Source organism: Nonomuraea fastidiosa (genome assembly GCF_042751225.1).
Taxonomy (GTDB): Bacteria; Actinomycetota; Actinomycetes; order Streptosporangiales; family Streptosporangiaceae; genus Nonomuraea; species Nonomuraea fastidiosa.
Genome location: NZ_CP170570.1, coordinates 7,182,415 through 7,195,266, shown reverse-complemented (window position 1 = coordinate 7,195,266; position 12,852 = coordinate 7,182,415). Strand labels below are relative to the sequence as shown.

Here is a 12,852-nt window from a genome sequence, read left to right as displayed (position 1 = left end):
GCGGTTCGCGGCGCGCTTCCTCTCCGACGGGCCGCTCACTCGGCCCTCGAACGCAGGACCGCTCGTACGGACGCGTAGACGCTCGGAGATTCGGACGAGGGCCCCAGGACGAAGATCACACGAAGAGCATTTCCGGTATTGCAATTCGGGCATTAGGCTGCAGAGCCTGAGACGAACGTCGGACCGACCTCGCCCGGGAGGACGCCATGCACGTTCACATCGCATACCGGCCCAGCGGCAGCCTGGCGCGCGCCGCATCGCCCCTCACCCTCGAACACCGCCGGCACGCCGCGGGCCTGGTGATCACGGTGCTGGGCGAGGTGGACATGACCAATGCCGCCGTACTTGAGCAATACGTCCGCGAGCACGCGTCGCCCGGGGAGCGGGTGGTGCTCGACATGACCATGCTGACGTTCATCGACAGCAGCGGCCTGCGGGTCCTGGAGAACCTGCACGTCGCCCTGCGGCACGCGGGCGGCTCGCTGCACCTGAAGGGCGTCCACGGCGTACTGGCCCGGCTGATGGAGATCACCGGCCTGCTGCCGATACTGAACATGGAGAGCTTCACTGGCTCACCGCCGCCGGGCCCCACACGGCCATGACGGCCGCGTCCACGTCACCGTGAACGCGCAGCGGCACGTACAGGCCGGTGCTGTCCATGAACCTCAGCCCCATGAACCTCAGCCCGCCGAGGTCGAGGATCAGCGGGCGGAGCCAGAGGCGGTCCCGCTCACCTGCGTGTCCGAGGGGGTCCAGGCCCGACGGCAGGCACGGAAGCCGGTCGCGCTCGATGGCGGATTGCGGCCGGTCGGCGTTGGCGGCGTCCAGCCCACCGGCCACGGTGAGCCGGACGCCGCCCCGCAGCGGGGGCTTCCGAGCCTCAGCCGGCCGACACCGAGAAACTCCTGGTGTGGAAGTCCAGACCGCCACTGGACGAGGTGATCTCGTATCCGAACTGCACGTCGCCCAGCGTCACGTCGCCGAACCAGTTCCTGTCGCGCAGCCAGGTCAGCACGGCCTTGATGTCCACGGTTCCCGCGTAGGCGTTGCCCTGGCGGACGAAGGAGAACACCTGGTTGGACCCGTTGGAGCCGCGGTAGACGTCCCAGGAGTGGCCGCCGACCGAGGTGCTGGTCTGGTACGACCCGAGCGGCCCGACCGGGCCGTACTTGTTCATCCAGAGCATGATCTCGTAAGTGTGGCCGTCGCACCAGATGTCGTACGCGGTCGCGTACGCCCCGGCGTTCGGCACCGACACGTCGAACCGGCTGGTCACGCTGCCGAGGGAGCTGATGCGGCGGTTCACGTTCCTGGTGGCGTTGGGGTAGGACTTGACGCCGCCGGTGTTGGGATGGTTCGCCCAGACGCCCCAGTCGCTGTACGAGTTCGCCCAGATGGTCTGCGGGCCCGCGCCGCTGCCCCAGATGTTGTTGTAGAGCGTGTAGCCGCCGTTGGTCCAGGTGCCCCACTGGTCGGACGACGACCAGACGGCGGCCTGGGCCGGCTGGGCGAGCACGGTGACGAGCGCGACGATCACGGAGACGGGGATGAGGAGGCGGAGCTTGCTGAACATGTTCTCCCTTTCCGCTGGGGTCCACCCGCCGGCACCTGTCTAAAGGTGTTGTCGAACGCTTGTCGAAGCGCTTCGACAATCGTTCGACGAACAGCAGCTGGGTTCCGGCGGGGAGGTGGAGCCACCGTAGATCCGCGTACGCGAGATGGAAACTGCGACGAGCAAGCCCTCCTAACAGCCGCAGGTCAAGCCCGACCGCCCATGAAACTTTCACACGTTGTGAGGTCTTCGCCCCTCGGAGGCGGTACGCGACCGAACGACTGCCGCCGCTGCTCGATCAACCGACGTGACACATCGTGTAGAGCCCCGCCATGTCCGTATTGATATCCGCGATCACCTGATTGGGGTCGCCACCGGTCATGCCGGTCAGGCGGAAGTTGAGTTCCTGGAACTCAGCGGCCAGCCGCCTGATCTTCGCCGCCACAGGTTCCTCCGCACGGAGACCCGCCCCCATCAGTTCCTGGTACGCCTGCTGAGCCGCGGCCGCCTGACCGCTGCGGCCGGTCCCGGCGTTCCTGCGATATCCGGCCAAGGCCGCCTCCGCCTGGTCGCAGCCGTCGGGCCGGACAGATGCCGGCGTCGGCTCGGCACTTCGCACCTCGTGCGAACGAGGTGACGGCGTAGGTGCAGCAGGCTCGGGCGTCGGGTCATCAGTCGGTGGACCCTCCTGTGTTGGAGGAGATTGAGGGACTTCTTCCGAAGGAGATGGAGTCGGGGTCGGACTCTCGATCACGGTGACGCCCGGGATCGGAGTCGGGGCGGAGGTCCCAGATGTCACCGACGGCCTCAGGTAGGCGACGAGCGCGACCAGAGCCGCAAGCGAACCCGCGATCGCACTCACCGCCGTCCAATTGAAACGCGACCCCACTCCCCCACCACCCGTCCCCGCCGTCCCGCTGTCAGCCATGCGCTCATCGTGGCCGACGCACCGAACCCGGTCCAGGACGTCACCCACAGCCGTTCTTGATCTACCGGAGATGCCGGCCCAGCGGCGACATTCGAATGCCTCAAATCTCGCGGAGGATGACAAATCAACCCGCGCCCTAGCGACCATATCTACAGCCAGCAAAAAGGAGCGACGCACGATGAACCGCGATGCGCCGCCGGGCGCCCATGTCCGGATATATACGGATTTACAAGCGGCGAGGTCATGGCGGGAGTTTGGGCGCTGCGTGCGGGCCTGCTAAGGTCCGAAACTGCATCACGGGTGCTGCTCATAACAAGTACGCATGCCATGCGGACGAATGTTGTCGAAGCGTGACATCTTAGGATTTTGTGGCGGGCGAGACGACCGGTCTGGAAGAGGCCCTCAGTCGCGTGGTGCGGCTGGCGGGCGATCATATCGGCGCGCTCGACTCCACGTTGCGCCACATGGCGGCCCACGCCTGGGTCGGCGGCGGCGCGGCCCCTTTCACCCAAGCCACCCAGGACCAGCGCACCCGGCTTCAGCGGGCCTTCGAAACCGCGGCAGCGCAGATCGTCGAGCGCATCCGGGCCCAGGGCGGAAACGCCACCGCTCCATCACTGGCGACCGCGCTTCCGGTCAGCACGTCGACGCGCGGCGGCTTCTCGGGGATGGACGTGGGAGTGATGACCCGCATGGTGGCCGACCTGGAGCGCGCCGGACACGACCTGCCCGCCGCAGGAAGCCGGCTCTCCGCAGCGTTGGGCTCGGTTTGCGTCAGCCCCGTACCCGCCCAACAAGTCGCGGCTGTGGGCACCTGGGCAACAGGGCAGGCCGCCGACCTGCGCAGGCGGCTGACCGTGCTCCAGCAGCGCCCCGACGGTGCCTTGGCGAACGCGGCCCTGCTCGGCTTCGGGCTGTTCGGCGGGTTCGCACCCGATCCGGACGGCGTCGGCGGCCTCCTCGCCGCCGCCGCGAACGGCGACACCGCGGCGCTGAAAAAGGTGGTGGAGGCACAGAACACCGGCAAGGACCCCACCCTCGCCGCCCGCGTCCACGCCTGGTGGCAGATGCTCGACCCGGCCGCTCGCCAACGCCTCATCGACGCCGAGCCCCGGCTGGTCGGCTCACTCAACGGCGTACCCGCCGCCACCCGCGACAGCGCGAACCGCGCCTATCTCGGCATGCGTAAGAGCGTGATCAACAAGCAGTTAGCGGAACTGCGCGAGATGGCAGAAAACATGAAGGGAGGGGCACGGCAGACTCAGCTACTCTTCGAAATAGATGCGCTGGAGGAGGAACTCCGCAAGATCGCGGCCGTCGAAAGGAGCCTGGCGATGGGCGGAATCGAGGGTCGCCCGCCGGCCCTTCTGCTCCAGGTCGATTTGGCCGGGCTCGGTAAGGCGGCCATTTCGTTCGGCGACCCCGACAAGGCGGACTCAGTGGTCACCTCCGTACCGGGCACGGGCAGCACATTGGAGGGGATCGGCGGTGACGCAAATCGCGCCGCAATGCTGTGGGACCAGTCCAACAGCTCCTCTCCTGACACAAAAGTCGCTTCGATCATTTGGCTTGGCTATAAGGCACCGCAACTCGACGCCAGCGTTCTCTGGGCCGACTCGTCAGTGGCATCGCCCAAGCTCGCCGAAGACGGAGCGGGTCCACTGGCAGGTTTCCTCGACGGTTTGCACGCAACACACCAGCCGACCGGAACGCCTCGCTTCACCGTTCTGGGCCACAGCTATGGCAGCGTGGTGACCGGTATAGCCGCCCAGTCGAGGAAAGGAAGATTCGCCGACCAACTCATTCTGCTGGGAAGCCCTGGCACTATGGCGGCAAAGGCCAGCGATCTCGGGGTGAAGCATGTGTGGGTAGGCGAGTCGCCGCAAGACCCTATCGCCGATCTTGGCCATCTTGGAATGAGCGGCGGACGGCACCCGATCTCGGGCATCCTGCATCCCTGGCTTCCGAACGGCGAAGGCCCTTTCGGGACCGACCCCAGCAACATCGCCTTCGGCGCGAACCGCTTTGTCGTCGACCCTACGCCTGCCGGGTGGACCGGCTACAGCCTTGACGCTCACTCCGGCTACTGGGCTCGGGGTTCATCCTCTTTACTGAACATGGGGCACATTATCACCGGCAGGTACCAGGACGTGGATAAACTGCCGACACCGCGCTCACGCTCTGCTCAGGATCCGGTGCCCCGGTCATCACCCACTTCGCAGTCCTCATCCACATCGCCGGGAGACTGAATGTTCCGCACCGTCCGGTTGATTCTGGTTATCGCGGCAGTGATTAGCATCGCCGGATGCGAACCCGGCGGAACTCTTGGAGGACGCATGAACTCGTCGGCCGACGAGCCAACGATCACCAAGTCGCAGGCGCTCACTCGCATCGAGCAATTGATCAACGGAACCGTCGGAGTGATTCGTCCTAAGCCTCGACTGGAGCTTTATAGGCCCAGCCTCATTGACGGTGTTTGCGACAATCCATTGGGCCCCGGCTTTGAGGACCCGATAGAAGTCAGCCGCGAGTACCACCTGGAAGGACTACCCAAAGACGAGAACGCCCTTAGAAGAGTGGTCGCCGACGTCAAGGCGTACTGGCAAAAAGAGGGGCACAATATCACGGCTGAGCACGAAAACGGACTACAACTGTTCGGGCACTCCCGCCCCGACGACTTCCTCATCACCATCGGTCGAGTAGCCGACAACGTGCTCACCCTCACCGCCACCTCGACCTGCCTCTGGCCCAACGGCACCCCCGAGCCATCCCCTACAACCACACCCTGACGCATCCGCTCGATGGCTCCATCGAAGCTGAGCCCGTTCGTCAGGCAGTGCGATGAATTAGCCGCCTCGCCGCGTATCCGCAGCGCAGCGGGCCCGCCCGCCAGTCCTCATTCGCCTCGGCGACGCTTCTCCAGCGCAGCGCGAGTTCCGCGGGTTCCTCGTCGCCGTCCTCTTCCTCCGGGTCGCATGGGTCTATGACGGTGACGAGCCGGCCGTACTCGGTGTGGACGATCTGTGCATCGGTCCCTGGGCCCCAGCTTTCCCGCGTAAGCGGCCCCGTGGTTTCAGGGCGCGCGGCGTAGGCCGCCGTGACCGTCTCGAAGATGGTGCGGTGAGCGATCGTGTCAGGCAGTCCGCCGATCCGGAGCAGCGCATCCTCGGCTTCCGGGCCGTCGCACCACGTCAGGTATGAGAGGTGGGGCATAACTGCCGGTCATCAGAGATCTCGGCCACTCCGCATCTTGGGATCGGCAAGTGTGCGAACCCGGCATGGAGTGTTGCGTCAACAGCCCGCTGAACAGGTGCCCCGATGCCGGGCTTTGGTCGGGCTGACATACTGGCGGGCGTGTTCGATCGGGGTGTGATGCGGGTGGTGGCGGCGGCCGTCGTTGATCAGGGGCGGCTGCTCGTCGTCAGCAAGAAGGCCGCGCCGGGGACGTTCTACCTGCCCGGCGGGAAGCCGGAGGCCGGGGAGAGTCCGGAGGAGACCCTGGTGCGGGAGCTGAAGGAGGAGCTCGGCGTCGCGCCGCGCGATCCGGAGCTGTTCTGCGAGGTCGAGGACGTGGCCGCGCTCGAGGGTGTGCCGATGCGCATGACAGTGTTCACGGCCGCGCTCGCCGGACGCCCTGAGCCTGCCGCCGAGCTCGCCGCGCTGGGATGGACCGATGGGCGTGACGGCTATGAGGCTCGGCTGGCTCCGGCGGTTCGCCATCACGTGGTTCCGCGGCTGATCGAAGCCGGAGCCCTTCGCCCCGCCCCATGAGACCCCACTCCGGGCAGGCGGCCTCTCAGCCAGCCGGTGAGGTGAGGAGTTCGCGGGCCAAGGTTTCGGCCCACCATTGTTCGACGCGGTCCGGGAACCAGCCGCGCTCCACGGTGAGCGTGGTGTAGACGTCGATGTTGCACAGGGCCGCGTAGATGTCGGTGGCGGTGCGGACGTCCAGGCCCGGGCGGAGGGTGCCGTCCGGCCAGGAGGAGAAGACCGTCAGGCGGGTCTCGTCGGCGCGGGCACGGCTGTCGCGGTAGAGAGCGGCGAGCTCGGGCTCGGTGCGGGCGGCTTCGCGCAGCGGCACGATGACGTCTCCGGCCTGCTCGAACAGCCGCCGGTCGAAGGCCGCCATCGCGGCGAGCTGGCGTCCGGGGGTCGCCTCCGGTGCCTCCAGCTCGGCGAGCTGGCGCGAGAGGTCGGCGGACAGGCCGGCGGCGTCCGCCAGCGCCCGGGTCAGCCCCGTCTTGTTGCCGTACACCGAATAGACCGTCGGCACCGAGACCCCGGCCTCGCGTGCGACGTCGCGTACGGTCGACGCACCCCAGCCGCGCGCGACGAAGAGGCGGCGCGCGGCGCGGGCTATCTCGGCGCGGGTCTCCATCGCCTGCGCCGTGCGGCGCAGCGAATCGTAGCGGCGGCGCGCCGGAGGCAGGGAGCGCCCGGCGAAAGCGCAGCAGAGGCGGGGAGCGCTGTGCGAACGCGCGGCGACGGGTGGAACCGTCGGCGATGGGACGGGCCGGCGGGGCGACCCGTCCCATCGACCAGGCACGGACGATCGGCGCGACGGGCGGTCAGACCAGGGAGCGGACCGAGCCGGGAGCGCAGGAGGAAGAGGAGGTGGCGTGGAGGCGGTCGGCGAGGGAGTCGGCGATCTCGCCCACGCGTACAGCGGTGTTGGAGAGCAGGGTCGAGGTCAGGCCGTGGGTGTGCTCGCTGGCCCCCTGGACGTAGATGCCGCAGCGCAGCTCGGGTGAGGTGGCGATGCGGTAGTCGCGGCCGAGGCGCACACCGCCACCCGGGAGGCGCTCGCACAGGCGGCCGGTCTCGCCGAGGAGGGTGAGCGGGTCGGTGGGGCGGTAGCCGGTGGCGTAGACGAGGACGTCGGCGTCCAGCAGGGTGCGCTCGCCGGTGGGCAGGAACTGGACGGCGACGCGCAGGCCGTCGTCGTCGCGCGAGACGTCGGTGAGGCGGGAGGCGTTGAAGATGCGCAGGCGTTCCTTGCCCTGCACCTTCTCCTGGTAGTGGCGGCGGTAGAGCTCGTCGATCAGCTCCAGGTCCACGACGGAGTAGTTGGTGGAGGCGTGGTACGCCCGCAGGCGCTCCTTCACGTCGTCGGGGGCGGCGTAGAAGTGGTCGACGGCGGCGGTGTCGAAGATGCGGTTGGCGAAGGAGCTGTCGTCGGCGGGGGTGTAGCCGTACTTGGCGAAGACGGCGCAGACCTCGGCGGCGGGGAACGCCGCGTGCAGGTGGCCGGCCACCTCGGCGGCGCTCTGCCCGGCCCCGACGACCACGAACCTGCGGGGGTCGCGCAGCGCGGGCAGCTTGTCGAGGAGCTCTTCGCTGTGCCAGACGCGCTCGTCGCTCACCACGCCGTCGGGCAGGACGGGTTCGAGTCCGGCGGCGAGCACGAGGTTGCGGGCGCGGCGGGTGACGAGGGTGCCGTCGCCCTGGCGGGCCACCACGTCGAGGAACTCGATGGCGCCGTCCACATGCACCGGGGTGACGCCGACGACTTCGGAGGAGTATTCCACCTGGCCGGTGAAGCGCGCGGCGGCCCATTCGAGGTAGTCGTGGAACTCCAGCCGGGACGGGAACATCGTCTTGTGGTTGATGAAGTCGAGCAACCGCCCCTTTTCCCGCAGGTAGCACAGGAAGCTGAACTCGCTGGCCGGGTTCCGCATCGTGACCAGGTCCTTCAGGAACGACACCTGCATCGTGGCGCCTTCGAGGAGCATGCCGCGATGCCAGCCGAAGGCGGGCTGTTTCTCCAGGAACACCGCGTCGGCTCCGTCACCGTGACGCTCTTTCAGCGCGATGGCCAGGGCCAGATTGGAGGGCCCGAAGCCGATGCCGATGAGGTCATGGACGTGCTGCTCCGAGGAGGACATGGAGGCCTTTCTGACGACCGGACCGGGGATGGAGACGAGGCCCAAATTAGGTTAGCCTTGCCTAATTAAGGTCACCCTAACCGAAGCGGTTCCTCTCGACAAGGAGACACCATGCGGGTCGTGATGTTCGGCTACCAGACCTGGGGGCATCGCACGCTCCAGGCGCTTCTGGACTCCGAGCACGAGGTCGTGCTCGTGGTCACACACCCCAGGAGCGAGCACGCGTACGAGAGGATCTGGAACGACTCGGTGGCCGAGCTGGCCGAGGCCCACGGTGTGCCGGTGCTGCTGCGCAACCGGCCGGACGACGAGGAATTGATGTCCCGGCTCAAGGAGGCCGACCCCGACCTCATCGTCGCCAACAACTGGCGCACCTGGATCCCGCCGGAGATCTTCAACCTGCCCCGTCACGGCACGCTCAACGTGCACGACTCGCTGCTGCCGAAATACGCCGGCTTCTCCCCGCTGATCTGGGCGCTGATCAACGGCGAGAAGGAGGTGGGGGTGACCGCCCACATGATGAACGAGGAGCTGGACGCCGGTGACATCGTGGTGCAGCGCGCGGTGCCGGTGGGCCCGAAGGACACGGCCACGGACCTGTTCCACCGCACCGTGGACCTGATCGGCCCGATCGTCACCGAGGCGCTCGACCTCATCGGCTCCGGAACGGCCGTCTTCACCCCGCAGGACCGCTCGCAGGCGAGTTTCTTCCACAAGCGTTCGATCGAGGACGGCAACATCGACTGGACCTGGCCCGCCGAGGACATCGAGCGGCTGGTCCGCGCCCAGTCCGACCCGTATCCCAACGCCTTCACCTACTACAAGGGCGAGCGGATCAGGGTGACCAAGGCGTCGGTGTCGCGCGGCTTCTACGGCGGCACGCCGGGGCGGATCTTCATCCGTGAGGGTGACGGCGTGGTCATCGTGGCGGGCGCGGAAGCGCGCAAGGGGCGCTCTCACGGTCTGGTGATCGAGCAGGTACGTACGGAGGACGGCGCCGAGCTGCCCGCCACCGAGCTGTTCCGCAGCATGGGCGGTTACCTCACCCGCCGGCCCTAGACCCGGCGGCCCGGAACCCGGCACCCCAGGCCCCGGCAGTCCTGGCCCTGAAGCCCTCGACGCGGCCAACGATCACCCGAGCGTCCAGGCGACGTCCCGCAGCAGGGCGCCCCGCCAGCCCGCCCGGTCGTGGCCCGAGGGCGAACGCGACACCCGCACGGCGGCTCCGGCCTGCTCGGTGAGGCGTTCGACGCGTTCGCAGTGCGGGAGCATGCGGCGCTCGTGCTCCCCCACGTCGAAGGCGACGCGCAGGCCGGACAGGTCGGGGCGGTCCCGCTCCAGGCGGGCGGCGATGGCGCCGCCTGGCAGGCCGTCGAGCGGGTCGGTGCGGTCTTCCGCCCCGGGCGCCCACCAGAAGGAGCCCGACTGGCAGGCGACCCCGGCCAGCAGGCCGGGGAACTCCAGCGCCGCGTACAGGGCGCTGAGCCCGCCGAGGCTCTGCCCGGCGGCCACGAGCCGGCCGGGGTCGGCGGGCACGCCGCCGCCGGCGATCAGCGGCAGCAGTTCGTCGCGGACGGCCCGCCACAGCTCGGGGCGGCAGGCGTACTCGTGCTCCCGGTCGCGCGCGGGCAGGAAGACGAGCGTGACGGGCGGCACCGCGCCATCGGCCACGGCCGCGTCGAAGGCGGTCATGGCCGGGTGCAGATACAGCCAGTCGTCGCCGTCGAGCAGCAGCACGAGGGGCCCGCCACCGCCCGCCGGATGCACGCGCACGGTGCGCCGCCCGCCGAGCAGCGCGCTGGTCCAGCGCAGGCGGATTTCGGGGAGCGGCAGCACGTCGTCGGGGCCGATGGCGGGCCAGTACGGCTGCCCGGGCACGTCGGGGGTGGCCGCGATGGACCGTTCGCCGCCCGCGCCGACGGGGTTGAGCGGGTCGGCGTGCGCGCCGTCGCCGGTGAGGATCCGGTACGTCACCCGCAGCCGCGCGGGCATGGCGACCTCGGCGTACCAGCAGTCGGTCTCGCCCCAGCGGGCCAGCGGCACCGGCTCCGGCAGGCTCTCGAAGGAGAGGGTGGCCGGGCCGCCGCGCCACAGGAAGAGCGTCATCCAGCCGCCGCCGTCCGGCGCGCTGACGGGCGAGCGCGCCGCCTGCCAGAACTGCTCGGTGCCGGGTTCGCCGGTGAGCCCGTACCGGGCGAAGGTCTCTCCCATGCGCGCGTCCCTTCCCATCGACCGCGAACTAAGGATAGCTTTACCTAAGTCCGATCTTCCCAGCACGAAGGAACTGCCGACGTCGCCATGAGCACGACTGCGATGAAACGTGCCCGCCGGCGGCGGGTTCTCGGCGCGGGCGGGCTCGCGCTGGTCCTGGTGGTCGCGGCGGGCGCGTCGCTGGCCGTCGGGGCCCGCGCGCTCAGCCTCGGCGAGGTCTGGCAGGGCCTGTTCGGAGCGGCGGGCGGCGATCAGCGGCTCACCGAGATCGCGCTCATCGTGCAGACCGTACGGGTGCCGAGGACCGTGCTCGCGATCGCGGCCGGCATCGCGCTGGGCGTGGGCGGGGCGCTGATCCAGGGCTACACCCGCAACCCGATCGCCGACACGGGCCTGCTCGGGGTGAACGCGGGCGCCTCGTTCGCGGTGGTCACCGTGATCATCCTGTTCGGGCTGGCGAACCCGTACCAGTACGTGTGGTTCGCGTTCCTGGGCGCGGCGGCGGCCGGGACGGTGGTGTTCGGGCTGGCCAGCCTCGGCCAGGGCGCGGGCAGCCCGCTGACGCTGGCGCTGGCCGGGCAGGGCATCGCGGTGTTCCTGGCCGCGATGACGACGGCGATCGCGCTGACCGACCAGACCTCGCTGAACGCCCTGCGGTTCTGGAACGCGGGCGGCGTGGCCGGTGTGGGCTTCGACGTGATCTGGCCGGTCGTCGCGTTCATCGGGGCGGGGCTGGTGCTGGCGGCGACCACGCTGCCCGCCATCAACCTGCTCAACCTGGGCGACGACGTGGCCCGTGCGATGGGCGTGAACATCGCGCGGAACAGGACGGTGGGCGTCGTCGCCATCACCGTGCTGGCGGGGGCGGCGACGGCGGCCTGCGGGCCGATCGCGTTCCTGGGGCTCATGGTGGCTCACATCGCCCGGTACGTGACCGGGCCCGACTATCGCTGGCTGGTACCGTTCGCCGGGCTGCTCGGCGCCGTCGTCCTGCTGGCCTGCGACATCCTGGGGCGCGTGGTGACGCGGCCCGGCGAGTCGCCGGCGGGCGTCGTCGTCGCCCTGGCCGGCGCCCCGTTCTTCGCGGCGCTCGTGTGGCGCGGAAGGTTCAGGAAAACGTGATCGGGACCCTGGTTCGAGGCGTGCGGGGCGTCCGGGTCGGCCGCGCGTCGTTCGTGTGGCGGCCGTGGATGGTGTGCGCGACCCTGCTGCTCGCGGCGGCGGCGTTCCTGGTGTTCTGCCTGTCGATCGCGCTCGGCGACTTCCCCATCGCGCTGCCGCAGGTGGTGGCGACGCTGTTCGGGCAGGGCGAGCGGGTGGACGAGTTCGTGGTCTTGGAGCTGCGGATGCCGCGCGCGCTGGCCGGGCTGGTGGTCGGGGTGGTGCTGGGCGTGTCGGGGGCGATCACGCAGTCCATCGCGCGCAACCCGCTGGCCAGTCCCGACGTGCTGGGCATCACCGGCGGCGCGAGCATGGTCGCGGTGTTCCTGGTGACGGTGACGGGCGGGGCCGCGTCGGCGATCGCCGGCACGGTCGGCCTGCCCGCGGCGGCGCTGACCGGCGGCCTGGGCACCGGCCTGCTGGTGTATCTGCTGGCCTGGCGGCGCGGCATCGACGGCTTGCGGCTGATCCTCATCGGCATCTCGGTGAGCGCCGTGGCGGAGGCGATCACGGTGTGGCTGCTCGCCACGGCCGACATCCGCGACGTGGCCAGGGCCCAGGCGTGGCTGGTCGGGTCGCTGGACTCGCGCACCTGGGAGGAGGTGTGGCCGGCGCTGTGGTGCGGGCTGGCGCTGCTCGCCGTGGTGGCGTACGTGGCCTTCCACCTCAAACCGCTGCATTTCGGCGACGAGGTGGCGACCGGGCTGGGCGTGCGGTTCTCGATGGTGCGCGGCGTGCTGCTGCTGTGCGCGGTGCTGCTCGCCGGGGTGGCGGTGAGCGCGGCGGGGCCGGTGCCGTTCGTGGCGCTGGTGGCGCCGCAGGTGGCGATGCGGCTCACCCGGTACGCGACGCCGCCGCTGGTGGCCTCGGGTCTGACGGGCGCGCTGCTGCTGATCGGCGCCGACCTGGTGGCGCGCACGGCGCTGCCGGTGGCGCTGCCCGTCGGCGTGGTGACGGCGGCGATCGGCGGCCCGTTCCTGGTGTACGTCCTGGTGCGGGCCAACCTCAGGAGAACCAGAGGTCGCTAGAAAGTTAGGTTAGCCTTGCCTAACTAGTTCGTGTTACGGTTTGCCTGCCCCACGTCGGTGGTGCAGCCACAGCACGACAGCAAAGGG

14 protein-coding genes are annotated in these 12,852 nt (G+C 69.4%); 7 read left to right on the top strand and 7 right to left on the bottom strand.

Features of this window, described 5'->3' with window-relative positions; translation table 11 throughout:
• The first annotated feature begins 206 nt into the window (after window positions 1-206).
• The gene (locus tag ACFMQL_RS32920; protein ID WP_378788658.1) at window positions 207-602 is read left to right on the top strand and encodes an STAS domain-containing protein; all 396 of its coding nucleotides are present in this window, start codon (window positions 207-209) and stop codon (window positions 600-602) included.
• Here the strand turns inward: ACFMQL_RS32920 and ACFMQL_RS32915 are convergent.
• From ACFMQL_RS32915 to ACFMQL_RS32905, 3 genes are all read right to left on the bottom strand, one after another.
• Entirely contained in the window at window positions 565-840 is a 276-nt protein-coding gene (locus ACFMQL_RS32915) for a hypothetical protein (RefSeq protein ID WP_364052025.1), read from the bottom strand. The two genes, ACFMQL_RS32920 and ACFMQL_RS32915, sit on opposite strands and share 38 nt — an antisense overlap.
• A gap of 40 nt (window positions 841-880) precedes the next feature.
• Complete coding sequence (locus ACFMQL_RS32910) at window positions 881-1,573, bottom strand: hypothetical protein (RefSeq protein WP_378788656.1); 693 nt, start codon at window positions 1,571-1,573, stop codon at window positions 881-883.
• A gap of 277 nt (window positions 1,574-1,850) precedes the next feature.
• A complete protein-coding gene (locus ACFMQL_RS32905; RefSeq protein ID WP_378788654.1) occupies window positions 1,851-2,105 on the bottom strand; it encodes a hypothetical protein in 255 nt (84 codons plus the stop codon).
• 743 nt (window positions 2,106-2,848) lie between these two features.
• Here ACFMQL_RS32905 and ACFMQL_RS32900 point away from each other — a divergent pair.
• Complete coding sequence (locus ACFMQL_RS32900) at window positions 2,849-4,729, top strand: alpha/beta hydrolase (protein WP_364052034.1); 1,881 nt, start codon at window positions 2,849-2,851, stop codon at window positions 4,727-4,729.
• Window positions 4,730-5,269, top strand: coding sequence for a hypothetical protein (locus ACFMQL_RS32895; RefSeq protein WP_364052037.1), 540 nt, complete (start codon window positions 4,730-4,732; stop codon window positions 5,267-5,269).
• 40 nt (window positions 5,270-5,309) lie between these two features.
• Here the strand turns inward: ACFMQL_RS32895 and ACFMQL_RS32890 are convergent, their stop codons facing one another.
• On the bottom strand, window positions 5,310-5,693 hold the full coding sequence (locus tag ACFMQL_RS32890) for a hypothetical protein (protein WP_378788652.1): 384 nt from the start codon (window positions 5,691-5,693) through the stop codon (window positions 5,310-5,312).
• Between the two features lie 105 nt (window positions 5,694-5,798).
• On the opposite strand from ACFMQL_RS32890, the gene ACFMQL_RS32885 reads away from it, so the two are divergent.
• A complete protein-coding gene (locus ACFMQL_RS32885) occupies window positions 5,799-6,251 on the top strand; it encodes an NUDIX domain-containing protein (RefSeq protein ID WP_378788650.1) in 453 nt (150 codons plus the stop codon).
• A 25-nt stretch (window positions 6,252-6,276) separates the two neighbouring features.
• On the opposite strand, the gene ACFMQL_RS32880 is transcribed toward ACFMQL_RS32885, so the two are convergent.
• Entirely contained in the window at window positions 6,277-6,858 is a 582-nt protein-coding gene (locus ACFMQL_RS32880; protein ID WP_378788648.1) for a TetR/AcrR family transcriptional regulator, read from the bottom strand.
• A gap of 190 nt (window positions 6,859-7,048) precedes the next feature.
• Window positions 7,049-8,365 (bottom strand): lysine N(6)-hydroxylase/L-ornithine N(5)-oxygenase family protein, encoded by a 1,317-nt coding sequence (locus ACFMQL_RS32875; RefSeq protein ID WP_364052046.1) that lies wholly within the window; start codon window positions 8,363-8,365, stop codon window positions 7,049-7,051.
• Window positions 8,366-8,476: 111 nt separating this feature from the next.
• On the opposite strand from ACFMQL_RS32875, the gene ACFMQL_RS32870 reads away from it, so the two are divergent.
• Window positions 8,477-9,424: a methionyl-tRNA formyltransferase gene (locus tag ACFMQL_RS32870; protein ID WP_364052049.1), complete on the top strand. Its 948-nt coding sequence runs from the start codon at window positions 8,477-8,479 to the stop codon at window positions 9,422-9,424.
• Between the two features lie 72 nt (window positions 9,425-9,496).
• On the opposite strand, the gene ACFMQL_RS32865 is transcribed toward ACFMQL_RS32870, so the two are convergent.
• The gene (locus tag ACFMQL_RS32865; RefSeq protein ID WP_378788645.1) at window positions 9,497-10,576 is read right to left on the bottom strand and encodes an alpha/beta hydrolase-fold protein; all 1,080 of its coding nucleotides are present in this window, start codon (window positions 10,574-10,576) and stop codon (window positions 9,497-9,499) included.
• Between the two features lie 87 nt (window positions 10,577-10,663).
• Here ACFMQL_RS32865 and ACFMQL_RS32860 point away from each other — a divergent pair, with 87 nt between their 5' ends.
• Window positions 10,664-11,698 carry a FecCD family ABC transporter permease gene (locus ACFMQL_RS32860; RefSeq protein ID WP_378788643.1) on the top strand — a complete coding sequence of 345 codons (1,035 nt, stop codon included), beginning with the start codon at window positions 10,664-10,666 and terminating at the stop codon, window positions 11,696-11,698.
• Window positions 11,695-12,765: a FecCD family ABC transporter permease gene (locus ACFMQL_RS32855; RefSeq protein ID WP_378788641.1), complete on the top strand. Its 1,071-nt coding sequence runs from the start codon at window positions 11,695-11,697 to the stop codon at window positions 12,763-12,765. Before ACFMQL_RS32860 ends, ACFMQL_RS32855 begins: the two co-directional genes overlap by 4 nt.
• Window positions 12,766-12,852 lie beyond the last annotated feature (87 nt).